This window comes from Streptomyces humi, assembly GCF_001005085.2.
Taxonomy (GTDB): Bacteria; Actinomycetota; Actinomycetes; order Streptomycetales; family Streptomycetaceae; genus Streptomyces; species Streptomyces humi.
This window is the reverse complement of sequence record NZ_LBMU02000058.1, coordinates 31,096-57,084: the sequence shown is the minus strand read 5'-3', so window position 1 is coordinate 57,084 and position 25,989 is coordinate 31,096. Positions and strand designations below refer to the sequence as shown.

22 protein-coding genes are annotated in these 25,989 nt (G+C 72.6%); 10 read left to right on the top strand and 12 right to left on the bottom strand.

Going from position 1 to position 25,989, the window contains the following annotated elements; genetic code table 11:
* The first annotated feature begins 98 nt into the window (after nucleotides 1-98).
* Together AAW13_RS25515 and AAW13_RS25510 are read left to right on the top strand one after the other, a co-directional pair.
* Complete coding sequence (locus tag AAW13_RS25515) at nucleotides 99-1,571, top strand: APC family permease (protein ID WP_046732190.1); 1,473 nt, start codon at nucleotides 99-101, stop codon at nucleotides 1,569-1,571.
* 12 nt (nucleotides 1,572-1,583) lie between these two features.
* A complete protein-coding gene (locus tag AAW13_RS25510) occupies nucleotides 1,584-2,543 on the top strand; it encodes a hypothetical protein (protein ID WP_046732189.1) in 960 nt (319 codons plus the stop codon).
* A gap of 27 nt (nucleotides 2,544-2,570) precedes the next feature.
* Here AAW13_RS25510 and nicT read toward each other — a convergent pair whose 3' ends face one another.
* The 3 genes from nicT to efeU form a co-directional block, all read right to left on the bottom strand.
* The gene (gene nicT / locus AAW13_RS25505) at nucleotides 2,571-3,728 is read right to left on the bottom strand and encodes a Nickel transporter NicT (protein ID WP_206306280.1); all 1,158 of its coding nucleotides are present in this window, start codon (nucleotides 3,726-3,728) and stop codon (nucleotides 2,571-2,573) included.
* A gap of 140 nt (nucleotides 3,729-3,868) precedes the next feature.
* The gene (gene efeB / locus AAW13_RS25500; RefSeq protein ID WP_046732221.1) at nucleotides 3,869-5,140 is read right to left on the bottom strand and encodes an iron uptake transporter deferrochelatase/peroxidase subunit; all 1,272 of its coding nucleotides are present in this window, start codon (nucleotides 5,138-5,140) and stop codon (nucleotides 3,869-3,871) included.
* 59 nt (nucleotides 5,141-5,199) lie between these two features.
* Nucleotides 5,200-7,347, bottom strand: a complete 2,148-nt coding sequence (gene efeU / locus AAW13_RS25495) for an iron uptake transporter permease EfeU (protein WP_046732188.1) — start codon at nucleotides 7,345-7,347, stop codon at nucleotides 5,200-5,202.
* Between the two features lie 298 nt (nucleotides 7,348-7,645).
* On the opposite strand from efeU, the gene AAW13_RS25490 reads away from it, so the two are divergent.
* A complete protein-coding gene (locus tag AAW13_RS25490) occupies nucleotides 7,646-8,305 on the top strand; it encodes a DedA family protein (RefSeq protein ID WP_046732187.1) in 660 nt (219 codons plus the stop codon).
* Nucleotides 8,302-9,003, top strand: coding sequence for a phosphatase PAP2 family protein (locus AAW13_RS25485; protein ID WP_046732186.1), 702 nt, complete (start codon nucleotides 8,302-8,304; stop codon nucleotides 9,001-9,003). Before AAW13_RS25490 ends, AAW13_RS25485 begins: the two co-directional genes overlap by 4 nt.
* 29 nt (nucleotides 9,004-9,032) lie before the next feature.
* Here AAW13_RS25485 and AAW13_RS25480 read toward each other — a convergent pair whose 3' ends face one another.
* Nucleotides 9,033-9,983, bottom strand: coding sequence for a lysylphosphatidylglycerol synthase domain-containing protein (locus tag AAW13_RS25480; RefSeq protein ID WP_071659682.1), 951 nt, complete (start codon nucleotides 9,981-9,983; stop codon nucleotides 9,033-9,035).
* Between the two features lie 260 nt (nucleotides 9,984-10,243).
* Between AAW13_RS25480 and AAW13_RS25475 the strand changes: the two genes are divergently transcribed.
* Both AAW13_RS25475 and AAW13_RS25470 read left to right on the top strand, forming a co-directional pair.
* On the top strand, nucleotides 10,244-10,627 hold the full coding sequence (locus AAW13_RS25475) for a BlaI/MecI/CopY family transcriptional regulator (protein ID WP_046733370.1): 384 nt from the start codon (nucleotides 10,244-10,246) through the stop codon (nucleotides 10,625-10,627).
* Entirely contained in the window at nucleotides 10,624-11,517 is an 894-nt protein-coding gene (locus AAW13_RS25470) for a M48 family metalloprotease (RefSeq protein ID WP_046733371.1), read from the top strand. Before AAW13_RS25475 ends, AAW13_RS25470 begins: the two co-directional genes overlap by 4 nt.
* A gap of 160 nt (nucleotides 11,518-11,677) precedes the next feature.
* On the opposite strand, the gene AAW13_RS25465 is transcribed toward AAW13_RS25470, so the two are convergent.
* The gene (locus tag AAW13_RS25465; protein ID WP_046733372.1) at nucleotides 11,678-14,023 is read right to left on the bottom strand and encodes a glycoside hydrolase family 65 protein; all 2,346 of its coding nucleotides are present in this window, start codon (nucleotides 14,021-14,023) and stop codon (nucleotides 11,678-11,680) included.
* A complete protein-coding gene (locus tag AAW13_RS25460; protein WP_046733408.1) occupies nucleotides 14,020-14,754 on the bottom strand; it encodes a beta-phosphoglucomutase family hydrolase in 735 nt (244 codons plus the stop codon). Before AAW13_RS25460 ends, AAW13_RS25465 begins: the two co-directional genes overlap by 4 nt.
* Before the next feature lie 77 nt (nucleotides 14,755-14,831).
* Here AAW13_RS25460 and AAW13_RS25455 point away from each other — a divergent pair, with 77 nt between their 5' ends.
* Together AAW13_RS25455 and AAW13_RS25450 are read left to right on the top strand one after the other, a co-directional pair.
* Nucleotides 14,832-15,482 carry a nucleoside/nucleotide kinase family protein gene (locus AAW13_RS25455; RefSeq protein ID WP_046733373.1) on the top strand — a complete coding sequence of 217 codons (651 nt, stop codon included), beginning with the start codon at nucleotides 14,832-14,834 and terminating at the stop codon, nucleotides 15,480-15,482.
* A gap of 75 nt (nucleotides 15,483-15,557) precedes the next feature.
* Complete coding sequence (locus tag AAW13_RS25450) at nucleotides 15,558-15,926, top strand: antibiotic biosynthesis monooxygenase family protein (RefSeq protein ID WP_046733374.1); 369 nt, start codon at nucleotides 15,558-15,560, stop codon at nucleotides 15,924-15,926.
* Here AAW13_RS25450 and AAW13_RS25445 read toward each other — a convergent pair.
* The 6 genes from AAW13_RS25445 to AAW13_RS25420 all read right to left on the bottom strand — a co-directional run bounded on the left by AAW13_RS25445 (nucleotide 15,923) and on the right by AAW13_RS25420 (nucleotide 24,193).
* The gene (locus AAW13_RS25445; RefSeq protein WP_046733375.1) at nucleotides 15,923-17,740 is read right to left on the bottom strand and encodes a hypothetical protein; all 1,818 of its coding nucleotides are present in this window, start codon (nucleotides 17,738-17,740) and stop codon (nucleotides 15,923-15,925) included. The genes AAW13_RS25450 and AAW13_RS25445 overlap by 4 nt on opposite strands.
* A 50-nt stretch (nucleotides 17,741-17,790) precedes the next feature.
* Entirely contained in the window at nucleotides 17,791-19,521 is a 1,731-nt protein-coding gene (locus tag AAW13_RS25440) for a hypothetical protein (protein WP_046733376.1), read from the bottom strand.
* 2 nt (nucleotides 19,522-19,523) lie between these two features.
* On the bottom strand, nucleotides 19,524-20,426 hold the full coding sequence (locus AAW13_RS25435; RefSeq protein ID WP_046733377.1) for a carbohydrate ABC transporter permease: 903 nt from the start codon (nucleotides 20,424-20,426) through the stop codon (nucleotides 19,524-19,526).
* On the bottom strand, nucleotides 20,423-21,337 hold the full coding sequence (locus tag AAW13_RS25430) for a carbohydrate ABC transporter permease (RefSeq protein ID WP_046733378.1): 915 nt from the start codon (nucleotides 21,335-21,337) through the stop codon (nucleotides 20,423-20,425). Before AAW13_RS25430 ends, AAW13_RS25435 begins: the two co-directional genes overlap by 4 nt.
* 124 nt (nucleotides 21,338-21,461) lie before the next feature.
* The gene (locus tag AAW13_RS25425; RefSeq protein ID WP_046733379.1) at nucleotides 21,462-22,784 is read right to left on the bottom strand and encodes an extracellular solute-binding protein; all 1,323 of its coding nucleotides are present in this window, start codon (nucleotides 22,782-22,784) and stop codon (nucleotides 21,462-21,464) included.
* Between the two features lie 275 nt (nucleotides 22,785-23,059).
* Nucleotides 23,060-24,193 carry an ROK family transcriptional regulator gene (locus AAW13_RS25420; protein WP_240528734.1) on the bottom strand — a complete coding sequence of 378 codons (1,134 nt, stop codon included), beginning with the start codon at nucleotides 24,191-24,193 and terminating at the stop codon, nucleotides 23,060-23,062.
* Nucleotides 24,194-24,761: 568 nt separating this feature from the next.
* On the opposite strand from AAW13_RS25420, the gene AAW13_RS25415 reads away from it, so the two are divergent.
* Entirely contained in the window at nucleotides 24,762-25,667 is a 906-nt protein-coding gene (locus AAW13_RS25415; protein WP_046733381.1) for a BadF/BadG/BcrA/BcrD ATPase family protein, read from the top strand.
* Nucleotides 25,654-25,926, top strand: a complete 273-nt coding sequence (locus AAW13_RS25410) for a hypothetical protein (protein ID WP_046733382.1) — start codon at nucleotides 25,654-25,656, stop codon at nucleotides 25,924-25,926. Before AAW13_RS25415 ends, AAW13_RS25410 begins: the two co-directional genes overlap by 14 nt.
* Nucleotides 25,927-25,989: the final 63 nt, after the last annotated feature.

Genomic DNA, 25,989 nt, shown 5'->3' with positions numbered 1-25,989 from the left:
CCCCCTCGACGGGTACGAGGCGGGTCGCGCACCCCCCACCCGTACCACCGCGGGCCTGCACTCCCGTGCGCCCTGCACGACCGGAAAGCAGCACAACCATGAGCATCAACAGGGGCAGAGGGCTACAGGCCAACGCCCTCGGCACGTTCGACACCGTGGTCATGGCCGTGGCGGGCAGCGCACCGGCGTACTCGCTGGCCGCGACCACCGCGGTCCTGGTGGGGTCGGTGGGGCTGGCGAGTCCGGCGGCCCTGCTGTGGTGCGCGATACCGATGCTGGGCATCGCGCTCGCCTTCAGCTACCTCGGCCGCATCGACGTGAACGCCGGCGCGAGCTACTCCTGGGTCGGCCGCACCCTGCACCCCTTCCTCGGTTTCGTCAGCGGCTGGGCGCTGGTGGTGTCCGCGACCATCTTCATGGTGGCCGGTTCACTGCCGGCCGGCTCGATGACGCTGTCCCTGTTCGACGAGGGTCTCGCCGACAACGTCGCGCTCTCGACGGTGGTCGGCGCCGCCTGGTTCGTGATCATGCTGGCGGTGGTGCTCGGCGGCGCCCGCCTCACCGTGCGCGCCCAGCTGGTGATGTCCGGCATCGAGCTGGCGATCCTGCTGCTCTTCGCGGTGCTGGCCCTCTTCCACACCGGCAACGCCCGCACCTTCGACTGGTCGTGGCTGGGCTTCAGCCACTTCGACGGTGTCTCCGGCTTCGCCTCGGGGGCACTGATCGCCGCCTTCTACTACTGGGGCTGGGACGTCACCAGCAACCTCAGCGAGGAGACCCGCAACTCCCGCCGGACGACCGGCCTCGCGGGCCTGATCGGGGTCGGCATCGTCTTCGCCCTGTTCGAGGTGTTCACCATCGCGGTGAACGTGATCCTGTCCTCGGACCAGATCGCGGCGAACGACGCCAACGTGCTCGGCGTGCTGGGTGACCAGATCTGGCCGGGCTGGGGCGGCAAGCTCCTCGTCGTCGCCGTGATGCTGTCCACCATCGCCACCCTGGAGACCACCCTCATCCAGGTCACCCGCTCGCTGTTCGCGATGGGCCGCGACCGTACGATGCCGGCCGCGCTGGGCCGGGTGCACCGCACCTGGAACACCCCGTACGTGGCGATCGCCGTGGTCGGCGCGGTGGCGCTGGCGATGTTCATCGCGTCCAACGCCCTCGGCTCGGTGGGCGAGATCCTCTCGGACGCCATCTCGGCGATCGGCCTCCAGATCGCCGTCTACTACGGTCTCGCCGGTCTCGCGGTGGTCGTGGCGTACCGCAAGATGCTGTTCAAGTCGGCGGGCAACTTCCTGCTCGGCGGTCTGTGGCCGCTGTTCGGTGCCGTGTTCATGTTCTGGATCTTCGTCGAGTCGCTCGGCGAGCTGAGCGGCGCGGCGATCGCGATCGGCATCGGCGGCCTGGCCGTCGGCCTGATCCCGATGCTCTGGTACTGGAGGCAGGGCAGCGACTACTACCGGCCGGCCAAGCTGGACGCCACCCGCACCGTCGAGGCCGACTGGGTCCCCGACGAGCACACCACCGCACAGGCCCAGGCCTACGAGGGCCTCCCCACCGATTTCTGAGGTACGAGTCCGATGGCGCGAGACCGCTTCGCCCCCGACTTCGACCCGGACTGCGGGGACGAATCCCTCACCTCGGCCCGTCAGGACATCGTCATCGGCCGCTGGCAGGGCCTGCGGGCACTACTGCGGACGACGGGACCCGACTGGCTCGTCCGCGGGCACCGGGTCCGGCTGCTGGCGCAGGCCTGCGCGGGCAGTTCGACGGCGGAGTCCTGGCTGGCCGCCGAGCCGCAGAGCGCCGACGCGCTGGTGCTGCGGGCGGCGACCGAGACGGCACGGGCGTTCACCCTGGCCATCTCGGCGGGCCGGGGCGCCCCGATCGACCGGTCCAGGATCGACACCGCCGTGCTGGCCTGCCTGGCCGCCGCGGAGGCACATCCCCAGGACCCGACCCCGTGGGTCTCCCTGATCTCGGTGGCCCGGCTGTACCCGACCGGGGTACGCCGGCAGGAACTCGCCCGCTGGTGGGACGAGTTGCACCGGCGCGACCCGTACAACGTGGAAGGCCATCTCCAGGTGCTCCACTACTACTCCGCGCGCTGGCACGGCACGCACGGCCTGATGTACGACTTCGCCCGCGACGCGGCCGGGGTCGCGCCGCCGGGCTGCGCGCTGCCGGTGCTGGTCCAGTACGCCCGCGTCGAGGAGTTCCGGTACCTGGTGGACGGGGCACAGGGGCAGCAGGCCTCGGTGGGACTGAGCCAGCACTGGAAGCACGACGGCGCGGTCAGCGACGTACGGCGGACCTGGCAGCGCTGGATCGCCCAGCGCGGCGAGGGGCCGGTCGCCCCGGGCGAGCTGCGTGACCTGAACTATCTGACGCACGCGGCCTGTCAGGCGGGCGTCACGGACGTCGCGGCGGACCTGCTGCGGCTCCAGGGGCGCCGGGCCACCCGGACGCCGTGGTCGTACACCGGTGATCCGGAGAAGCAGATCGTCAAGTGGCACGCGGATCTGAGGCTGCGGGGGTGAGTGCTGCGCCCTTTCGGGGCGCGCCGCTCAGCCCTCGGTCTGCTCGGCCGGCGCGAGGCCCGTAGTCCACTTCTCCTCGATGCGGCCCATCTTCCAGACCCCCAGGGCGATGGCCCACGTCGCGAAGAAGAGGCCGACGATGACGAAGCCGACGGTGTTCAGGTCGAGGCCGGCCACCCAGTCCCAGAAGGCGCCGTGCAGGTCCAGCTTGTCGGCGAGCAGGCCGAGGAGTTCCACGGTGCCGATGATGAGGGCGACGGCGACGGACAGACCGGTGATGGTGAGGTTGTAGTAGACCTTGCGGACCGGCTTGGAGAACGCCCACTCGTAGGCGAAGTTCATGAACGAGCCGTCGATGGTGTCGAGCAGCGACATGCCGGCCGCGAAGAGCACCGGCAGGGTGAGGATGGCGTACCAGGGCAGCCCGGAGGCGGCGCCGGAGCCGGCCAGGACCAGGAGGGCGATCTCGGTGGCGGTGTCGAAGCCGAGGCCGAACAGCAGGCCGAGCGGGTACATCTGCCACGGCTTGCTGATCGAACCGGTCACCCGGCCGAGGAAGCGGTTCATGAATCCGCGGTTGTTGAGCTGGGTCTCCAGGGCGGCCTCGTCGTAGGCGCCGGAGCGCATCTGCCGGAACACCTTCCAGATGCCGGCCAGGATCACCAGGTTGATGCCGGCGATCAGATAGAGGAAGGTGCCGGAGACCGTCGTCCCGATCAGGCCGGTGACCTCGTGGAGGTGCGAGCCGTCGTCCTGGACCGGTCCGGCCAGGGCCTTCATGCCGAACGAGAGCAGCAGGGACAGGCCGAAGACGATGCTGGAGTGGCCGAGGGAGAACCAGAAGCCGACGGACAGCGGGCGCTGCCCCTCGCCCATCAGCTTGCGGGTGGTGTTGTCGATGGCCGCGATGTGGTCGGCGTCGAAGGCGTGCCGCATGCCCAGTGTGTACGCGGTCACGCCGATCCCGATGCCGAACGACTCGGTGCCGACGCTGAAGTGCTGCGGGGCGATGATGCCGACCAGGGTGCCCCAGCCGATGACGTGCAGGGCGAGCACGAAGCCGGCCATCCCGCCGACCCTGATCCACTCCTGCCGTGTCATGGAGCCGCGGACACGGTGCCAGGCCGAGCGCTTGGTCTCGGCCTGGGCGGGGAGGGACGGAGCGGAACCAGGGGCGGCCGTCATCGGGGGGTGGCATCCTTCGGTCGAGCGACGGGCAGCTGCCGACGGCAGCCTTGTGCCATCCTCCCGTACTTGCACATCATTCGCAGCAAGGCCCGCGACAGGCCTTCCCCAAGAGATCGCCATGGGAAGGCAAAGGCCGTTCAGGCGGCCAGCAGTCCGCTCCCCAGCCAGTCCTTCGCGTTCCGCACACCCGGCAGGGCGAAGAAGTAGCCTCCGCCCGTCGGCGAGATGTAGTCGACGAGGGGCTCGTCGATCAGCCGGGTCTGGGTGGCCTCGAACTGCCGCTTGACGTCCTGGTTGTAGCAGCAGAAGACCAGGCCCATGTCGAGGTTGCCGACGCCGTCGATCCCCCGGTCGTAGTTGTAGCCGCGACGAAGGATCCGGGAGCTGTCGCTCGCGGACGTCCGCGGGTTGGCGAGCCGGATGTGGGCGTCCAGCGGGATGGCGTTGCCCTTGGGGTCCTTGGCGTAGTTGGGGATGTCGGTCTCCTTGGCCCCGTCCAGCGGGGCGCCGGTGTCCTTGCGGCGGCCGAACATCAGCTCCTGCTCGCTGAGCGAGACCCGGTCCCAGAACTCCACGAGCATCCGGATGATCCGGATCACCTGGTAGCTGCCGCCGGCGGTCCAGGCGGGCTCGCCCTGGCCGTCGCCGACCCAGATCAGCCGGTCGGTCTCGCGGGCCGAGCGCACGTCCGGATTGGCGATGCCGTCCTTGAAGCCGAGCAGGTTGCGCTGGGCACCGGCCGGCCGCGGGGCGTTCTGGAAGCCGTCGATCCGCCACCTGATCTGCATCGCGCCGCGGGTGTGCCTGGCGATGTCACGCAGCGCGTGCAGCACGGTGTCCGTGCTGTTCGCGCAGATCTGGAGCGAGAGGTCACCGTGGCACTCGGCGGCCCTCAGGTTGTCGTTCGGGAAGGTCCGCATGGGCGTCAGCCGGGCGGGTCTGGCCTTCGCCAGGCCGTAGCGGTCGTCGAAGAGGGAGGCGCCGACGCCGACGGTGACGGTGAGCGCGTCCGAGGGGACCTCGGGGCCGAGGATGCCGTTGTCGGAGGGCGGCGCGCCGACACCGAGGTCCTCCGGGGTGCCGCCGGAGGTGAGGAGCCGGGCCCGCGCGGTGATCGTTCTCAGCAGGTCGGCGAGCTCCTGCCGGCTGCCGGCGATGACGTCCAGGGAGACGAAGGTGGCGGCGGCCGGGGCCGGGGTGAGGATGCCGGCCTGGTGGGCGCCGTGGAAGGGGACCTCCGTGGTGCCGCTCGCGTCGGCGGCCCGCGCCTCGGCGGTGCCGCCGGCCTGGCTCAGCGCGAAACCGCCGCCGGCCAGCGCCGCGCCCGCGGCCCCGGCGCCCAGCGCGGTCCGCACGAAGGAGCGGCGGCCCGCGCCCATCGGGCAGGACGGGGTGTCGGCAGCGGACATCGGAGGGTTCCCTTCGTCGTACGGGTGCGGGTGCTGGTGCTGGTGTGCCGCGGGGTTCATCAGGCGGACTTCCTGATCTCCAGGAGGTCCGGCACCGGCGCGAGGTCCTCGAGGAGCTGCCCGGTGGCGCCGCTGATCCGCTGCCGGGTGCCGGTGCCGAGCTTTTCGACGGGGGTCCAGACGGTGCCCCGGTGTTCGGCGTCGAGGAGCCCCTGCAACCGGGCGGCGTCCGCGTCGACGGCCGGCAGCAGCTTCGGCGCCCGGGTGGTCAGCAGCGGCTTCAGGACGGTGAGCAGCTCCCGGGTGCCGGCCAGGTTGGCGTCCGCGGTGGCGAGGTTGGTGCCGCTGCCCTCGTCGGTGTCGGCGGTCAGCTCGAACTGGAGCGTGTTCTCCAGGATCTCGTGGGCGCGCAGCGGCAGGTCGCCCGGGTCGAAGTCCTGGGTGGGGAACGCCTTCCGCAGCCCGGCGGCGGCGTCCGCGAGCGCCCGCGCCGGAGCCGTCAGCTGTGCGGCGGACTGACCGTGCCACAGCCCGTACTCGATCCGGTGGAACCCGGCGAAGTCCTTGTCGGCGACGCCGCCCGGCAGGCCGTCGGCGCGGCCGTTGATCTTCTGGTCGAAGTCCTCGAAGGTGCCGTACGCGGCACCGAGGGAGGAGTAGGTGAGGTGGGCGGTGAGCCAGTCGCCGCGGGCCCGGCCGAGGTGGCCGCCCTCGATGTCGGCGTCGAGCGTGCGGGTCTGCGCGACGAGGGTGGCGAGCCCCTGACCGACGTACGCCCTGTACGCCGCGAGCGGTCCGGCCAGGTCGTTCTCGGACACCGGCACGACCGCCTTGGCGCCGCTTCCGTGGCCGCTGACGGTGACCGGCCTGGAGGTGACGGCCTTGCCGCCGGTGGGGACACAGCGCCAGGCGTAGGTGCCCCCGGCGACGGTGGCGACCAGGGAGCGGGTGGTGCCGGGGGCGAGGCCCTCGATCTCGCCGTAGACCGCGTTGCTGCCCGGGTCGATCAGATACACCTCGGAGGTCTTGCTGCCGGTGTTCTGCATCTGGAAGGTCTGCCGGCCGGTCCTGGGCGCGGTGAAGCCCTTGCCGCACTCGGTCTCGGAGACGGCGACGGTCTGGTCGCTGCCGGGCTTGGGCCGGGCGAGCGCGACGACGAGACCGGCGACCACGGCGGGAACGGCCACCACGGCGACGGGGACGACCCAGGCGGGCCGGCGGCGCGCCGCCCTGGCCGGCCGCGGCCCGGGACGGCCGGCGCCGGGCGTCGGTTCCGGTCCGTCGGCCGCGGACCGCGACTCGGGCCGGCCGGCGGCAGGGTCCTCGGACGTCTCGGCCGCGGACCGCGGCGCCGAGCCGTCGGCGTCGTTCACTTCGGCGGCCGGCTTCGGCGCGGTCGTACGCACTCCTCGCACGAACAGCGTCATGACGACGGCGAGGTAGCCGGCGTACCCGGCCACCTGGAGCCAGGTCATGGCCGGCGTGATGTTGAGGACGCCCTGGAGGAGGGTGCTGTACCAGGAGCCCGCGTCGATGCTGCCGCCGAGGTCGAAGGCGTACGCGGTGCCGCCCGGCAGCACCCCGCCCTCCTGGAGGTCGCGCAGCCCGTAGCCGAGGACGCCGGCCGCGATGACGATGAGGACCGCGCCCGTGCGGGTGAAGAACTTCGTCAGGTTGATCCGCAGGACGCGCCGGTACAGGCCCCAGCACAGGCCGGCCGCCAGGACGAGGCCGATGCCGGCGCCGGTCAGCGGGCCCGCGGACTCGCCTGCCGCCTGGGCGGTGGTCCACAGGAACAGCGCTGTCTCCAGCCCCTCGCGGCCCACCGCGAGGAACGAGGTGACCACCAGGACACCCGAGCCCATGGCGAGCGCCCCGGTCACCTTCTCCTTGATCTCACCGGAGAGACCGCGGGCCGAGCGGCGCATCCAGAAGACCATCGCGGTGACGAAGGCGACCGCGATCACGCTGAGCGTGCCACCGAAGGCCTCCTGGGCGGTCGCGGACAGCGACGCGGCGGTGAAGGTGAGCACCGCGCCGAAGCTCAGCGCCAGCGCGATCGCGGCGAGGACGCCGGTCCACACCTGCGGCAGCCGTTTCCCGGCCCCGGCCCGCACCAGCGTGGCGACGAGGATGGAGACGATCAGCCCGGCCTCCAGGCCTTCCCTCAGTCCGATCAGGAAACTCGGAAACGCGTCGTCCCACATCCGCCGCAGCCCTCCCCGGCAGGCCCGTCCCCGCCCCTTGGCTCGAACTTAGTGAAGGCATGCCTTACTTCCGCTCGACCATGATGACTACACCCATGTAGTCAACCGGTCATGAACGGGCAATGGTGCGGCAAAAGCCGCGACGGCGCACGGCGTCCCGCGGAAGGGACACGACCCCGCGGGGGAACCCACCGGGGCCTGACATCGTCTAGAGTGCGACAGACCGTCTACAGAGGTGTAGTCGACGGCGGGCTCCGCTCGCGGCCCCCGCCGGACCGGAACGAAAGGGCGCGTGCCGATGACCACTCCCCCACACCCGCTGGCTTCGCAGCTCGCCGTCAACGTACTGGACGCGCACTCGCTGCTGGCCGCTTTCGGCGTGCTGGGCGTCGGTGTGGTGATGTTCGCCGAGACGGGACTGCTGATCGGTTTCTTCCTGCCCGGCGACTCGCTGCTGTTCACCGCGGGCCTGCTCTGCACCGGCACCTCCGGCCAGGGCCTGCGGCTCTCGCTGCCCGCACTGCTGGTCGCCGCGGCGGTCGGCGCGCTGGCCGGTTCGCAGACCGGGTACCTGCTGGGCCGCAAGGCGGGCGGCGCGCTGCTGGCCCGGAGCGGATCGGCACGGCTGCACGAGGGGGCCCGGCGCGCCGAGGAGCTGCTGGAGCGCTACGGCCACGCGAAGGCGATCGTGCTGGCGCGCTTCGTCCCGGTGGTCCGCACGGTGCTCAACCCACTGGCCGGGGCCCTCGGGGTGCCCGTCCGCACCTTCACCCTCTGGCAGGTCGTCGGCGGTCTGGCCTGGAGCCTCGGACTGACGCTCGCCGGGTACGCGCTGGGCTCGTCGATCCCGAACGTGGACCGGTACCTGCTGCCGATCATCGCCCTGATCGTGGTGGTGTCGCTGGTCCCGCTGGCGGCCGAGCTGCTGCGGTCCCGCAGGGCCGCGCGGGAGTCGTGAACCGCAAGCGGGTCACGGAGTTCGCCGGGAGCGCGGCGCTGGGCGCCTGGGTCGCCTTCGGGGCCCTGGCCCTGGTCGTCAGCGGCCGGCACGGCGTCCCGCTCGCCCTGGACCGGGCCCTGCACGCCTGGTCGCTCGGACACCGCCCGGACATGGCGGTGGCCGTGGCCCGGGGCATCACCGTCACCGGCACCGGGCTCGTCCCCTACACCCTCGTCGTCCTGGCCGGCCTGCTGACGGGCCGGACCGCTCGGCACCGGCTGGGCGCCGTCCTCCTAGGCGTCCTCTGTCTCGCCCTCGGGCAGACGGCCCGCTACGCCGTGATGGAGCTGGTCGCGCGCCCCCGGCCGCCCGAGCAGGACTGGCAGACGCACGCCTCCGGCTGGTCGTTCCCGTCCGGCCACAGCACGACGGCCGCGCTCACCGCCGGCCTGGTGCTCCTCGCCCTGGCCGTACGTGCCCCGCACGGCCGGTGGGGGTGGCGTGCGACGGTCGGGTGCTGGGCGCTCGCCGTGGGGCTGACCCGGGTGTACCTCGGGGTGCACTGGTTCACCGACGTGCTCGGCGGCTGGCTGTTCGCCGTCGGCTGGCTCGGGGTGTGGGTGTGCGTGACGGCCCGCCTGCTGCCGCGGCGGTGGCTGCCGCCGGGCCCGGACGCCCCGGCCGGCGCGCCGGACCTGCCCGCGCCCACCGGCTAGGGCGGGTCCGGACGCCGTCTCAGGGCATGTCACAGCGCGCGGCGCCGGATCAGCAGTCCGAGCACCAGCAGGCCCGGCAGCAGCGGCAGCCACACGGTCAGCAGCCGGTAGCCGAGCACGGCGGAGGCCGCCGCGGCGGCCGGGGTGCCGGAGGCGGTGAGGGCGAGGGCGAGGGCCGCGTCGAGCGAGCCGAGGCCGCCCGGGGTGGGCAGCAGGGCGGCGGCGCCGCTGGCGGCGAGGTAGAGCAGCATCACCCGGGCCGGGGACAGCGGGAGTTCGATCGCCTGGGTGACGGCGATCAGGACCAGCGAGTGCAGCGCGGCGAAGGCGAGGGAACCGCCCCACAGGGCGGCCGACCGGGCGGGGCTGGCGTGCACGGCCCGGATGTCGGCCGACACGGCGCCCACCGCGCCCCGGCAGCGCGGCCACCACCGGGTCCGGAACAGGGCGGCGACCAGCGCGGCCACCGCGGGTACGGCCAGGAGCACGGCCGTCGGGACGTGCGGGATCCGCAGGAGGCCGGGACAGGCGGGGGCGAGCGCGCCGATGAGGGCCAGCCGGACGACGACACCGGCGGTCGCCTTGACGGCGAGCGCCGACGCGCTGCGGCCGGCCGGCAGTCCGCAGCGCATCAGGAAGCGCACGTTGACCGCGCCCGCGCCGAGCCCGGCGGGCAGCAGGTGGTTGGCGGCCGAGGCGGCGAACTGCGCGGCCACCAGACGGCCGCCGGGCAGCCTCTCGGTGACCGCGCCCTGCTGGGCGAGGGCGGAGGACGCCCAGGTCCCGATCGCGGCCAGGGCCCCCAGCAGCAGCCATCCCTGGTCGGCGACGGCGAGCCGCACGGCCCCGTCCTCCACCGTGGGCCAGTGGCGCCGCACCAGGTAGGCCCCGCCGAGCAGCAGGGTGAGACCGAGCCCGGCCTGCCAGTAGGGGACCTGCCGGCGGCCCGCGGCGGGTGCGACTTCCGGCGGTGCGGTCATGACCCGGCCACCGCCGGTACGGCGCGGACCGCACACGGCGAGCCGGCCCGGCGGGTGCTGCGGAGTACGGCGTTCACGCTCGCGGCCATCGACACAACCACCCCTGTTCCCCTACAGACTGTAGGGCCAAGCACCCTACAACCTGTAGGGCCACGGGCCGGATTCGTGGACAAACACGATCAAACTAACGCGTACCGTGTGCATCTGCCGTGCGGGCACGCCCAACAGGGCGGTGGCCCTACTGCTTGTAAGGTTGAGCCATGGCTGGCACAGGGTCCCGCGGCAGAGCGGAGCGGCGCAGCGCCGGAGAACTGGAGAGCGAGGTCCTGGCAGCCCTGTGGGCGACCGAACACCCGCTGACCCCGGCCGAGATCCAGTCCGAGATCGGCGGCGGGCTCGCCTACAACACGGTCCACACCATCCTGAAGCGGCTGTACGACAAGGGGCTGGTGCTGCGGGACGCGGACGGGCGGCGCGGCGCCTACCGGCCGGCGAAGAACGCGGCGCAGTTGACGGCCGAGGCCATGCACGAGGCCCTGGACCGGGGCCCGGACCCGATCGCGGCGCTCCAGCAGTTCGTCTCCGGGCTCAGCCCCGAGGAGGAACGGGCGCTGCGGAACCTGTTCGCCGGGGACGGCGTATGAGGTTCGACGTCTACACCCCGCTGCTGGTCGCCCTGTTGCTGTCGCCGGCCGCTCCGGTGATCGGCCGCCGGGTGGCACCGGCGCTGGCGGCGCGGGTCCTGACCTCCGCCGCCGTGCTGACCGCCGCGGCGACCACCTGGTCCCTCGTCCTGCTGACGACCGCGCTGCTGGGCGACGCCCCGCCGGTGGTCCGGGAGGCCCGTGCGGACGGCCACCGGCTGGCCGACCCGGTGCCCGAGGTGATCGGCGTCGCCGCCTGTCTCGCGCTGGTCGTGGTGGTGTGGCGGGTGCAGCGGGCGGTCCGGGCCGAACGCGCTACCCGGCGTGCGCTGCGGCGGCTGTGCGAGGGGCAGCCGCGGGACACCGAACTGGTGGTGGCCGCCTCCGCGGTGCCGCAGGCGTTCGCGATACCGGGCCGGCCGGGACGGATCCTGGTCACCTCGGCGATGCTGAGCGCGCTGGCACCGGCGGAGCGGCGGGTGCTGCTGGCCCATGAACGGGCGCATCTGGCCCACCGGCACGGCCGCCTGGTGACGGCGGTCACCCTGGCCGCGGCCGCCAACCCGCTGCTGGGTCCGGTCCGTTCGGCCGTGACGTTCCTGGTGGAGCGCTGGGCGGACGAGCAGGCCGCGAGCGCGGTCGGCGACCGCGGGACCACCGCCCGCGCGCTGGCCCGCGCCGCCCTCAGCGCGGGCCGCGCCCGCCCGTCCTGCGCACTGAACTTCACGGACCGCGCGGTGACCCGCCGCATAGCGGCCCTCCGGACGACCCCACCGCCGCCTCGCTGGCCGACCGCGGCACCCGTCCTCGCGCTCGGCGCCCTGGCAGCCCTGTTCGCCGCCGACGCGACCACCGACCTGGTGACCCTCCTCTCCGACGCCCTCACGTGAAGCGCCCCCGTAGGGGCGCTGGGGGTGCCCCCGGCCGAAGGCTGGGGGAGGAACTGCGCGATCGGCCACACTCGACCGGCAGTCGACACTGCGGCCCGGTCGTCCGCGGCGCCGTCGTGGCTGGTCGCGCAGTTCCCCGCGCCCCTACGGGGCGCTGTCCTCACGTCGGCCGGTGGGGTGCCCTGTGCGGCGGCTGCCCCGGCGTCGGGGCCGGGCGGATCGGCGGTACCGCTCGTACCGCCGGGGTGTCCGTGTCGACGGTGACCGGTTCCCCGTGGTGGTGGACGGTGAGCGGCGGGCCGTCGAGGAGGGTGTACGTCGCCTTGTCCGCACCGATCTCCACGCGCAGCCTGCTGCCCCGCAGTTGCAGGTTGAAGGCCAGCCGGCGCAGCCGCTCGGGGAGCCGTGGGGCGAACCGCGCCCCGTCGTCGTAGTGGCGCAGCCCCCCGAAGCCGGCGACGAGCGCCATCCAGGTGCCGGCGAGGGAGGCGATGTGCAGTCCGTCGCGCGTGTTGTGCTCCAGGTCGCCGAGGTCCATCAGCGCGGCCTCGGCCGTGTAGGCGTGGGCGAGGGCGAGGTGACCGGCCTGGGCGGCCACGACGGCCTGGCAGCAGGCGGACAGGGAGGAGTCGCGGACGGTCAGCGGCTCGTAGTAGGCGAAGTTGCGGGCGATGTGCTCCTCGTCGAAGTAGGCCTCGCAGGTGTACATCGCCAGCACCAGGTCGGCCTGCTTCACGACCTGTTTGCGGTACAGGTCGAAGTAGGGGAAGTTCAGCAGCAGGGGGTACTGCTCGGGGCGGGTGTTCTCGAAGTCCCAGCGCTGGTAGCGGGTGAACCCGGCGTGCTGTTCGTGGACGCCGAGCTCGTGGTTGTAGGGGATGTGCACGGCCTCCGCCGCGTCCCGCCAGGCGGCGGACTCCTCCGCGTCCACGCCGAGCCGGGCGGCCTGCCGCGGGTGGCGTTCCACGGCGTCGGCGGCGGCCAGCAGGTTCGCCCGGGCCATCAGGTTGGTGTACGTGTTGTCGTCGGCGACCGCGCTGTACTCGTCGGGACCGGTGACGCCGTCGATGTGGAAGGCGCCCCGGCTGTCGTGGTGGCCGAGTGAACGCCACAACCGGGCGGTCTCCACGAGGAGTTCGACGCCGGTGTCCCGTTCGAAGTCGGTGTCTCCGGTGGCGGCGACGTAGCGGACCACCGCGTCGGCGACGTCGGCATTGACGTGGAAGGCGGCGGTGCCGGCCGGCCAGTACGCGGAGCCCTCCGAACCCGCGATGGTCCGCCAGGGGAACGCGGCCCCGTCCAGGCCCAGCTGGGTGGCGCGTTCGCGGGCGGCGGGCAGCGTGTTGTGCCGCCAGCGCAGCGCCTCGGCGACGGCGCCGGGGGCGGTGTGGGTGAGGACGGGCAGCACGAACATCTCGGTGTCCCAGAAGGCGTGCCCGTCGTATCCGGAGCCGGTCAGCCCCTTCGCGGGTATCGCCCGCTGTTCGGCGCGGGCCCCGGCCTGTAGCACGTGGAAGAGGGCGAAGCGGACGGCCTGCTGGACCTCCTCGTCGCCGTCCACCTCCACGTCGGCACGGGACCAGTAGTCGTCCAGGTAGCCGCGCTGCTCGTCGGCGAGCCCCTGCCAGCCCTCGTGCGCGGCGGCGGCGAGGGCCGCGTCCACCTGGTCGGCCATGGCGGGCAGCGACCGTACCCCTGACCAGCCGTGCGCGACGAACTTCTCCACCCGCAGCCGCTGTCCCGGCTCCAGCACGGAGGTGACCGTCAGCCGGGCCACGTCGATGTCGCTCTCGGCGTGCGTGGTGGTCCGCTCAGGGCCGGAGACCGTGTGGTCGGCGGCGACCGCGACCCGTAGTCCGCTGCGTTTCGTGCGGTGCACCAGACGCAGCCGGCGCCCGGCGGCGAAGTCGTCCTCCTGCTCCAGCGGCGACTGAAGGGCCAGCGCCGCGCGCGGATCGCCGTTGGCTTCGGGGAGCTGCTCGTTGGCGACGAGTTCGGACTGGACCACGATCCGGCAGCGCCGGCCGACAGCCTCCACCTCGTAGGCGACGGCGGCCACCGCCCGCTGGGTCAGGGACACCAGCCGGGTGGAGCGCACCCGGACCGTGGACCCGGCGGGCGAGGTCCACTCGCAGGTCCGTTCCAGGACGCCCCGGCGCAGGTCCAGCACCCGCTCGTGCGCGGTGAGCCGGCCGTAGCGCAGGTCGAAGGGCTCGTCGTCGACCAGCAGGCGCAGGATCTTGCCGTTGGTGACGTTGATGACGGTCTGCCCGGACTCCGGGTAGCCGTAGCCCGCCTCGGCGTACGGCAGCGGGTGCACCTCGTGGACGCCGTTGAGGTAGCTGCCCGGCAGTCCGTGCGGTTCGCCCTCGTCGAGGTTGCCGCGCCAGCCGACGTGTCCGTTGGACAGCGCGAACACCGACTCGCTCTGGGCGAGCACGTCGAGGTTGAGCGCGGTCTCGCGGACCGCCCAGGGTTCCACGGCGTACGACCGGTGCGTGATCACTCGTTGCCTCCCAGTTCGGCGAGGTCCTTGACGACCGTGTCCGCGCCGTGGGCGTACAGGGCGTCGGTCTGCCCGACGCGGTCCACGCCGACGACGTACCCGAAACGGCCCGCGCGACCCGCGTCCATCCCGGCGAGGGCGTCCTCGAAGACGGCCGCCCGGGAGGGCTCGACGCCGAGGTCGTGGGCGGCGGCCAGGAAGGTGTCCGGGTGCGGTTTGCCGGGCAGGTGCCGCTCGGCGGCCACGACGCCGTCGATGCGGACGTCGAAGAAGTGCTCGGCGCCGATCGAGCGGAGCACGTCACGGCAGTTGGCGCTGGAGGAGACGATCGCCGTCCGCAGCCCCTGGGCCCGGACCGCCTCCAGATAGCGCAGGGTGCCGTCGTAGGCCTCGACGCCGTCGGTACGGATCTTCGCCAGGAGCAGTTCGTTCTTGCGGTTGCCGAGGCCGTGCACGGTGGCGGCGTCCGGTGGGTCGTCCGGGGTGCCCTCGGGCAGGTGGATGCCCCGGGAGTCGAGGAAGGCGCGGACGCCGTCGGCGCGGGGGCGGCCGTCGACGTACTCGTCGTAGTCGGCGACCGCGTCGAAGGGCCGCTGGCCGTCGTAGCCGCGCAGGAAGGAGTCGAAGGTCTCCTTCCAGGCCGCGGCGTGCACGACGGCCGTCTTGGTGACGACCCCGTCGAGGTCGAAGAGACAGGCCTGAATGGTGTCGGGCAGACCGAGTGCAGTCATGTCCGGCATCTTCCCCACCTGGCGGAGACGAGGGGGTGGCGTGCGCCACATCCCGGGGCCGGTGTCACACTTTTTGCGTGCCGCTGACTTTCGACGACCTCCTCGACCGCGCCCGTTCACTCGCCGGACGGCGTCCGCGCGCGATCCTCGGCATCGCGGGCAGCCCCGGCGCCGGGAAGACGACGCTCGCCGGGCATCTGGTGCGCGAGTTGAACGGCACGGGCGAGCCGTGGGTGGCGCAGGTGCCCATGGACGGCTTCCATCTGGCCGACGTCGAGCTGGACCGGCTGGGCCTGCGGGACCGCAAGGGCGCGCCGGCGACCTTCGACGCGGCCGGGTACGCGGCGCTGCTGCGGCGGCTGCGCGAGGACAGCGGCGACGTGGTGTACGCGCCGGGTTTCGAGCGGGTGCTGGAGCAGCCGATCGCGGGCGCGATCCCGGTGCCGCCCACGGCCCGGCTGGTAGTGACGGAGGGCAACTACCTGCTGCTGGGGGACGATTCCTGGGCACGGGTACGGCCAGCCCTCGACGAGGTGTGGTTCTGCGAGATCGACGAGGCCGAGCGGGTACGTCGACTGGTCGCCCGGCACGAGGAGTTCGGGAAGGGCCACGAGGAGGCGGTGGCCTGGGTGGCGGGCACCGACCAGCTCAACGCCGACCTGGTCACGGCCACCCGGGACCGGGCGGACCTGGTGGTCCCGGAGACCGCGCTGCCCGTGCTCCGGTGAAGAGCTCGATCCCTCCGTCATCCCGTTCGGGAAAGCCGCTGGCCCGGCGGCCGCGGGGCGCCTTACGGTGGCGACATGAGCGATCACCCGGAAGCACCTGTCGCGCCCGTCGAGGCCTTCGAACCCCCCTACTACGTGGCCGTGTTCAGCACGGTACGGACCGAGGACCAGAGCGGTTACGGCGAGACCAACGCCCGCATGGAGGAGCTGGTGAAGGACATCCCCGGGTACCTGGGGATGGATCACGCGCAGACCCCCGGCGGGCTGGGCATCACGGTCGGGTACTTCCGCGACGCCGACGCCCTCACCGAGTGGCGGACCGACGCCGAACACCGCGCGGCGCAACGGCGCGGCCGGGCCGAGTGGTACCAGAGCTACACCCTGCACGTGGCGAAGGTGGAACGCAGCCACGGGTTCACGCGCCCCGGCACCACCCGGAACTAACGCGCGACGAGGGTGAGTCCGGGGTCGCCGTGGGCGTCCTCGGCGCCGATGACGGCCGTGAACGCCTCGGTGTGCACCGTCAGGTCGCCCTCGAACGACGGGGTGAAGTCACCGCCGGGTCCGTACCGTACGGCGAACACGTGCAGGTGTTCGGGCGCGCGGGGCGCCGGTCCGGCCTCGTAGGCGCTGGAGGAGACCAGGTGGCGCCAGCCCTCGTCCGGGTCGCCGTAACCGCGCGGGTCGGCGGCCAGTGCGAACGCGGCCTGCTCCTGGGTGACTTCGGCGCGGGCGTCGAAGTGGTCGGCGCCCTGCCGCTCGGGGTGTGTCAGGCGCAGGGCACCCGCCGCGGCGACCTCGGCCGCGGCGGTCCGGCGCACCCGGTCGCCGTCGTCCGCCGCGTACGGCAGTCCGGCCAGCAGGTACGGCGTTCCGTCGAGGCGTTCCACGGCCACCGTCACCCACAGGGCGGTGCCGTCCGTGACGTACAGGGAACGCACGTGGCGCAGGACGTGGTCGCGGCCCACGACCGGCTTGGTCACCAGTTTGGCGGTGAGGCCGCCGGAGGTGACGTCCCGCACCCTGACCTCGCCCATCGGCCGGCAGTACACGAAGCCGTCCAGGACCGGGCCGAAACCGTGCTGCCGGTTCACCGCCGCGGGGAGGAGGTAGGTGCCGGCCGTCTCGATCAGGGCGGGGGTCATCCGGCTGTCGAAGGCCACCGAGACGGTGCCCGCGCGGAGTTGGTGGCGGGCCGGAGCGGTCGACGGTGTGCGGTGCCAGTAGGTGTCGTCCTGGATCTGCCAGACCAGCATCCAGGCGAAGTGCCCGTCGACCCCGCCGTCCGGCCTGACCGCGTGCCGGCCCCAGCGGGTGTCGCCCCGGTAGCGGCCCAGGTCGGAGCCGATCCGGGCGCCGAAGTACCGGAGGCCGAGCACCGACTCGAAAGCGGAGTGCTGTTCGCTGTAGCGGGGGCCGCCGTTGTCGTAGCCGCCGTTCGGCAGCCGGGCGTCGATGTACCGGGCGAGGGCGTCGCCGTCCTCGGCGAACATCGGCGCGCCGCTGATCCGGTGGGCCTGGGCGAGGAAGGAGAGGGAGATCGGGCCGTAGTTGTTGTCGTAGGCCCCGCCGTGCTCGGGCGGCAGCAGGGCACCCCGGTCGAGGACGCGGTGGGCCCGGATCCTCTCGGTGTACAGGGCCAGTGCCCGCTCGCGGACCGCTGTCGCTTCCGCCGGCGGCAGATGGCGGGCCAGCATCAGACCGCCGACCACGCAGCCGATCGCCTGGTTGCCGGCCTCCTGCGGGTTGAAGAAGGTGGCCTCGGTCAGCCAGCGCCAGTAGCCCCGGGCCAGCTCCAGGAGTTCGGTGCGCTGTCCGTCGTCGACCAGGCCGTCCGACAGGTCGAGGATGTCGACGGCCTGGAGCAGCGCCCACACGGTGCTCGGCCAGTCCCCGATCGGGTGTGCGCCCGCCGCCAGGACGTAACGGGCGTACGGGAGGCCGGAGTCGCGGACCGTGAGGTTCGGGTAGCCGGGGTTGTCCTCGGTGTACACGCGTTCGCGCAGATGGAAGGCGAGACTGCGGTGCACCGCCGCGGGCAGCCGGGGGTCCCGGGTGCGCTGCCAGGCGAGGGCCAGCAGGGAGGTGACCCCGAGGGAGGTGTCGCCGATGTCGTCGTCGGCGTCGGGGTGTTCCAGGCTGCCCTCGGCCGTGAGGCGGGCCAGGGCCTGCTCGGTGACGTCGGCGAGGACCGCGTCGTACGCCTCCGGGGTGTCCGGCAGGTCGTGCAGCGGGCCGAGCTGGCGCGGCAGGTGCATGGGAGGTGGTCAGCCCTTCGGTCCGGAGGTGGCCTGGTGGGTCGCCGGGTTCAGGCGACAGGTGCGGGGTGGTGGGCCCGCAGTGCGACTCTCAGTGTCTGCGGGCCCTGCCCGCCGAGGTAGACGCGCTCTCCCGTGGTCGCGTCGGTGCCGCCCACCACGGTGTGGTCCTGGCCAGGGTCGTACCGCAGCAGTTCCCCGCGGTCCGGGCCGGCGAGCGGTTCGCCCGCCTCGACGTCGGCCTCGACCCGGATCTCGTCCTCGCCGACCCGGTAGGTCATCGGCCCGCTGGTCAGGCACCAGCGTCCGTCGCCGATCGGCAGGGCGCCCGTCGGTACGCCACCCGGCCGGAAGGTCAGTTCGAGGGACCAGGGCACCCGGGGTCCGCTGATGTCGATCCGCAGGTCGGCGCCGTCCTCCCGCAGGTCCACCTCGACGCGCGTGGTCTGGGAGACCTCGTCCCGAGGCCGGTCGGGGAAGGCCATGGCGGCCGAGAAGCGTCCCTCGTCCGCCACCCGGTAGGCGCCGTCGTCCCGCCGGTGGTCCGGCGGGAGCGGCTGGTAGTAGGCGGCCGTGAGGGTCTCGGTGAGCCGGTACCGGTGGTCGGCGAGCTGCTCCAGGTCCGCGGCGCGGAACGGGCCCAGGTCGAAGAACCCGCGCGAGAGCCGGACCGCGTCGAGGACGGCGTCGCCGGCGAACAGGCGCAGGAAGGTGGGGTTGCAGGCGAGGCCCGAGCGGATGCGCCGGTGCTCGGGCACGTCCGAGCCGCCGTACACGACGCCGTGCGCGGTGGCGGAGGCGCGGGCGGCGAGCCGGGCCGTGGTGAGGTACCGGTGGCGGGGCAGGGGTTCGGGGTCCGGCGCGGGCAGCGGGCGGCACAGGTCGGGGGTGAGGATGGTCTCCGCGAGCAGGCCGGGGTCGTCGATGCCGCCGGCGGCCGCCAGTCGTGCCGCCCGGCTGAGGTCGCCCCGGCCGGTGCGGATCGCGAGCAGTCGGTAGTGCGGCAGATAGGGCGCCAGCGGGAACGGGTGGTTCTGGTCCTGCCGTCGCGAGTGGACGGTCTCCACCGTGCCGTCCGGCCTGATGAGGTCCAGCGTCGCGGTGAGGTTGCGTTCGACGGCGTCCCGCAGGTCGGGGCGGCCGAGGACGTCGGCCAGCAGCAGGAGCGACGGGTTGGACACGTGGGCGGCGTAGTTGGCGCTCCGCTCCGAGTACAGGCCCTCCGCGTCGATGTCGACGCCCTCGGCGAGCCACTGCGCCACCCGGTCGAGCAGCCGGTCGTCCGGGAACGACCGGTGCAGCCGGGCCAGTGCCGCGGACAGCTCCCAGCGGTGGTTCGGGGTGTGCACGCCACCGGTCAGGAGACTGCCGGTGGCGGCGCCGGCGATCTCGGCGAGTACGGCCGTCACCTCGTCCAGTTCCGGTCCCGCGCCGGCCGCCAGGACGTGCGCGTCGCACACGTCGTTGACGGTGAACGCGGAGTCGGGCGGTGACTGCACGTTGTCGCCGCCGGCGAAGAGGCCGGTGGACGTCTGCACGGCCCGCAGGGCGCGGAGGTGGGTCAGTGCGGCGGCGACGGCCCGGCCGCTGCCGTGCAGTGCCGAGTCCGGGGACCGGTACGCCGCGATCAGGATCTTGGCCCGGCGCGCCAGGGCGCGGTGGGAAACGCCGGCCGGTTCCTCGTCGGGGCCGGCCGCCAGCGGGGCGGCCGGCCGGTCCGCGGCGCGGGCCGCCGCACGGACGAAGTCATGGTCGATCTCGTGGTGGAGCGGCGTGGACACGGTCAGTCCTTCAGTCCGGCGTTGATGTCGGCGCTCATGACGTACCGCTGGAACACCAGGAAGACGAGGATCAGCGGGATCATGGAGATGACCGATCCGCCCAGCAGCACCGACCAGTTGATGTTCTGCGCCCCGACGAGGCTCTGGATGCCGATCTGCACGGTGAACTTGTTGGGGTCGTTGAGCATCAGCAGCGGCCAGATGTAGTCGTTCCACCGCCACTGGAAGGACAGGATGGCGAGGGTCAGCATGATCGGCCGGGAGATCGGCACCATGATCCGCAGGAAGATCGACAGTTCACGAGCGCCGTCGATGCGGGCGGCCTCGACGAGTTCGTCGGGGACCGTCAGGAAGAACTGGCGGAACATGAAGCAGCCGGTCGCCGTGAGCACGGCCGGGAGGATGATGCCGCCGAACGAGTTGTAGAGGCCGAGGTCACGGACCACCAGGAACTCCGGGGCGAGCATGACCTCGGACGGCAGCATCGTGGTGGCCAGGATGCAGATGAAGAAGGCCTTGAGCCACTTGTTGTCGTACTTGGCCAGCGCGTACCCGGTGCAGCAGCTGACGCCCACCGTGAGGATCGTCGTGATCACGCACACGATGGCCGTGTTGATGAAGTACTGGGAGAAGTTGGCGCTGTCCCAGGCCGCCTTGTAACCCGACAGGGTGGGGTTGTGCGGGATCACCGTGAGCGGCAGGGAGAAGAGGTCCCCGGCCGGCTTGAAGGAGCTGAGGACGAACCACGCCACCGGCAGCCCGTAGAGGGCGGCCAGGATCCACAGCAGTGTCGTCGCGGGTACCGCGCGCCGCAGCCCGCCCTCGCGCCCGCCGCGGGACCGCTTCTTGGAGAGGGCCTTCACGGATCCGGCATCGACCGGACGCGGCGTGTCTGTGGTGGTCATCGGTTCTCCATCCGCCGGTTGGCGATCAGCTGGATGATCGCGACGGCCATCAGGATGAGCATGAGCACGAACGACGCGGCGCTCGCGTAGCCGATCTGGCCCCGGTTGAATCCGGTCTCGTAGATGTACTGGACGAGCAGGTTGTTCGACGTACCCGGTCCGCCGTTGTTGAGGGAGACGAACAGCGGGTACTCCTTCATCGCGTTGATCGTGTTGAGCAGGATGACGATGAAGGACGTCGGCGCGATGCTCGGCAGCGTGATGCTGATGAACTGGCGCCAGGGGCCGGCGCCGTCCAGCGAGGCGGCCTCGTAGTACGAGGTCGGCACGTTCTTGATCGCCGCGATGAACAGCAGCATCGAGAAGGCCGTCCCCCACCAGGCGCCCGCCATCACGACCACGCCCAGCGACAGGTCCGCGTTCGACTGCCAGGCGATCGCGTGTCCGCCGAGCTTCTCTATGACGTAGTTGATCAGTCCGAAGTTCTCGCCGAACAGCCACCGCCACAGGACGCCGACGACGATGGGCGAGATGAGCCACGGGATGAAGAAGACGACACGGGCGATCGACGCGCCCTTGGCCTGCTTGCTCACCACCAGGTTGGCGATGAGGAGCGAGAGCACGAAGTTCAGCGGCACGACCAGCACGGTGTACAGCAGCGTCCGTGTCAGCGCGTCGTAGAAGGTGGAGTCCCCGAACAGGTTCGTGTAGTTGTCCAGTCCGACGAACTGGAACGCCCCCACACCCGTGTAGTTCGTGAAGGAGTAGACGAGCCCGATCACCGCCGGCCACACGAAGAACAGTGCGAAGAGCACGACGTTGGCCGCGATGAGGACGAGCGGCGCCAAGGTGTACTTGTTGCGGCGTCGCCTGGGCGGGCTCCCGGACACGTCCGAGGCGCGTTTGGTCATCTTCCTGACTCCGTGCTGTGGGGATGGATTGCGGCGGGCTCACGCCATGAGCCCGGGACCGTGTGGGCGGCCAGGGCGGGGCGGCGGCGTCTCGACCCCGCCGCCCCGGCCCTCAGGCCGGTGATCAGCCGCCGACCTGCTGGTTGTAGCCGTCCACGATGTTCTGGAGGGCCTTGTCGGCCGACTGCTGGCCGTTGATCGCCTTGCCGAGCTCCGTCTTGGTCGGGTCGGTGGTGAGGCTCTTGCCCTTCAGCACCCACGCGGTCTGCGCGTTGTTGAAGTAGCCGGAGATCGGGGCGTAGAGCGGGATCTCCTCGTTGTACAGCTTGAAGGCCGCCTGCGCCGCGGCGGAGGTGAAGGGGTACTTCGGGCTGAGGCCGCTCTCGACCGGGAGGAACCCGGAGGTCTCGACCAGCTCGGTGTACTGCTTCGGGTCGTACACCCAGGACATGAACTTCTTCGCGGCGGTGGCGGCGGCGCCGTTGTTGTTGAAGCCGACCATCATGCCGCCGCTGTTGACGTCACTGGCCTGCACCGGCTGGGCCGGGGTCGGGACGCTCGCCCAGTCGAACTTCTTGATGCTGTCCGCGAACGAGGCGACCTGCCACACGCCGGACCAGTAGGCGACCACGTCACCGCTCTGGAACATGGCGGACGGGTCGGCGCCGCTGGTCCACACCGACTTCGGCATGACCTTGTCGTCGTTCCAGCCGACGAAGGTGTTCACGGCCTTCTTGGTCGCGTCGTCCACCGAGAACTTGCCGGAGGAGTCCGCGTGGACGTACTTGCCGCCCATCTCGTACACCATGGCGCGCAGCCGGGACGGCGACTGGTCGAAGGTCAGGGAGTACTTGGCGCCGGTCTTCTCGCGGACCTTGTTGGCCGCCGCGATGAACTCGGTCCAGGTCCAGGTGTCCTTGGGGGTGGCCGGGACGGCGACGCCGGCCTTCTTGAACAGCGTCTTGTTGATGAACAGGCCGGACGCGGTGACGTCCGAGGGGATGGACAGCACCTTGCCGGACGAGTCCTTGGCGAGGAAGTTGCCGTTGATGTTGTAGCTCTTGTTGTTGGCGATGGAGCTGAGGTCGACCAGCTTGTTCGACCAGATCGGGTCCAGGGCCGGCACGTCGGCGACGTCGGGCAGGGAGTTCGCCTGCGCGGCGTTGTGCAGCTTCGTCGTGTAGCCGTCGTACGGAATGTTGACGAGCTTGACGTTGACGCCCGTTTCCTTCTTGTACTGCGCCACCAGCTTCTTCCAGCCCGCGTCCTGGCCCGGGACCGTGGAGATCCAGAACGTCAGCGACTTGGAGCTGCCGCCCGAGTCGGAGCCCCCGCCGCAGGCGGAGAGCAGCAGGGCGCCGGCCGAGGCCACGGCAGCGAGGGGAACCAGGCGGCGCACACCGCCGCGGCCGAGTCGGCGGGAGCGCCGCACACCCACAGTGGTCATCTTCGATCCCATTTCTTCGGAGGGACGGAGCACGGCGCCGGCTGAGGCGGCACGGGTGCATTTTGAAGGAAAAGTCACTTTCCGGGGGTGCGGCCTCGCCCGGCCGCATCGTCCACGCGGGGCGAGATCCCCGGCCGTCCTGGCCGTCACCGCACGGGCACGCCCTCGTGCGGTTGCCGTACGTCGTGTACGGGCTGGGAGGCTCACCCCAAGCCGGCGTCCCGACCGACTTAGAAAGCGCTTGTCCGGACATTGGCAGACCAACTCGGAGGCCGTCAATCCTTCACCTGCGCGCCTTCGGTCACGTTTTGGACTCCTTGCGCCACGGCGAGCCGGGCGGCACCCACCACGGTACCGAGATCGCCGATCTGGCTGCTCACCACCTCGGTGGGCCAGCTCAGCCGCTCCAGCTCGGCCCGCACGCCGGGCAGCAGCTGCGGATCGGCGCCCGTGCTGCCGCCCAGCACGAGCAGCCCCGGGTCCAGCACGGCGGTCACGGCGGCGGCCAGCCGTCCCACGTCGGCGGCGTGCCGGGCGACGAGGGCACGGGCGGGCTCCCGGCCCTGGGCGGCCAGCGCGAAGAGCCGGTCGGCGGTGCGCGGACGGGGGCCGTCGGAGGCCCCCCAGGCCTGGGCGGCCCGGCGCAGCAGGGCCCCCGAGCCCACGTAGGCCTCCAGGGCCTCCTGGCGGGGCTCCCGGTCGTCGTCCCAGGGGTACGGCAGCCGGGCGAGCTCACCGGCGGCCCCGTTGGCGCCGCGCAGCACCTGGCCGCCGATGACGATGCCGAGGCCGATACCGACGCCGATCCGCAGATAGCCGAAGGTGCGGCGGCCCCGCGCGGCCCCCTCGTGGAGTTCGGCGAGGGCCGCGCAGTTCACGTTGTTCTCCAGGTGGACGGGGACGCCCGGCGGCAGCGCGACGGAGACCGCGTCGAAGACGGGCCCCGCCTTGGCGGTGGCCGGGCGCATGGCGCCGCTCGTCCGGTCGGGCTCGGTGACGTCACCGACGGCGACCACGATGGCCCGCAGCGGCGCGCCGGGCGGCAGCGCGTCCAGCGCCTCGCGGACCGCGTCGGCGGCCCGGGCCCGCGGTGTGCTGGCCTCGGCCAGCAGGGTGCCGTCCAGGGCGCAGCCGCGCACCCGGGTGCGGGCCGGGCCGAGGTCGACGGCGAGCACCGAGCCGGAGGCGGGACCGAGGCCGTACACGGCGGCGGAGCGGCCGGTGCCGCTGGAGGCGGTGCCGGAGTGGGTGGCCAGCCGCGCCCCCTCCAGTTCCGCGACGGCGGCGGAGACCGTCGGTTTGGACAGGCCCGCGAGACTCGCCAGCTGCGGCCTGGTGGCGCTGCCGGCCTGGGCCAGCACGGCGAACACGGCTCCGGCGCTCTCGGTGAGACGGGGGGCTTCAGCCACGACGTGTTCCACAGTTCCCCCATGGGTCAGGGGCCGCGCTCCCGGATGTCGCGGGACGCGGCGATGCGGTGCCCTCGTGCCGCGCGGTTCTGTCCTCGACAGCGGCCCGTCGATCGAGAGCGCGACAACTCTTGACGCACTGTACTTCGTTAGTTAACTTCCTAACGAAGTACACGGTACTCGTCTGCCGTGCTCCGCAAGAAGCCCGTCCCGGGGCTTCCCGATTCGCTCAACTCCTGTCCGGCCAGGCGCGGTTCGCCCGCCGTCGCAGGTACCCCCTGCCGTCGGATTCCCGCCTGCCCCGCGACGCCGTGCACTCTCCCAGCCTCCGGCCGGGAGACCCCAAGATCACGCATCCGACGCCGCAGGGCCGCCCGCCGGGCGACGACGGGAACGTGACGACAGGACCTGGGGCCCGGCCGGCGGATCAGGTCGCAGGAACTCAGCGGCGGCTGTCAGCGCCGGTGAGCGGCGCGTGCCACACCCCGCGTCTGCGGCCGGATCCGTCGGCCGGGCCCTGGGCGCCGTCATCTCCGGCGCCCTGCGCCCAGACGACGAAAGAGGATCCGTGCAGGACCTTCCTTCCTCCCCGCTCCTGGTCGGTATCGACGTGGGCGGCACCAAGACCCACCTCCGCGCGCTCGCCGGCGCCGAGCAGGTCGCCGACCATGTCCGCCCGAGCAGCGGCTGGCGGCCGCACGACACGGACGCCGCCGCCCGCTGGCTCACCGCGCTGGTCCGTGAGGCCCTGCCCGCGGACGCCCGCCCCGCCGCCCTGGCGGTCGGCGGGCACGCCTGTGAGACGCCCCGCCAGTGCGCCGGGATAGCCGCCGCGCTGGGCGCGTCGCTCGGCGTGCCGGTCCGGGTGGTGGGCGACGCCGAGCTCCTTGTCCCCGCCGCCGGCCTGGACAAGGGCGTCGGCCTGGTCGCCGGCACCGGCTCGGTGGCCGTCGGCCGCCTCGCGGACGGCAGCCCCGTGCAGGTCGGCGGCTGGGGCGCGGTGCTCGGCGACGAGGGCGGCGCCGCCGGACTCGTCCGGGAGGCCGCCCGCGCCGCCTGGGCCGCGCACGACCGCGGCGAGGCACCCGACGCCCTCGCGGCCGGCCTGGTCGCCGCCTTCGAGGTGGCCGAGGTACCCGCGCTGGGCGCCGCCCTGGAGAGCGCCACCGACGTCTCGGCCCAGTGGGGCCGGCACGCGCCGGTGCTGTTCGCGGCGGCCGACGCGGGCTCGCGGATCGCCCGGGACGTGATAGCCGACGGCGGCCGCGCGCTGGCCGCCCTGGTGGCCCGGCTCGCCGCCCGCGGTCTCGCCGTGGACGACGTGGTGGTGGCGGGCGGCACGATCCTCTCCCAGCCGCGGCTGTACGACGCCTTCGCCGCCGCGCTCGCCGAGGCCGTGCCCGGCGCCCGGCCGCAGCCGCTGCGCAGTCCGCCCGTGGCGGGCGCGGTGGCCCTCGCGCGTGCCGTCCTGTGACGACGCCGGCCGCGGCCCGTTCGGCTCCGCGGGCGCGGACCACGGGCCGTTCGGCACCGCGGGCGCGGACCACGGACCGTTCGGCTCCGCGGGCGCGGACCACGGACCGTTCGGCACCGCGGGCGCGGACCACAAGCCGTTCGGCACCGCGAACACCCAGGTCCCGGCGCTGCTTCCTGTGAACCACCGGGCTGCCGTTCAACTCCGGGCCATGTGGCGGTCGTCGGACCATGACCGCCGGGACACGGGCCGGTCCTAGAACTTCGCTCGGTCAGCTCTTCTCCCGCGCGCACCCGCACACGCGCGCGTGGAGCGCACCGAT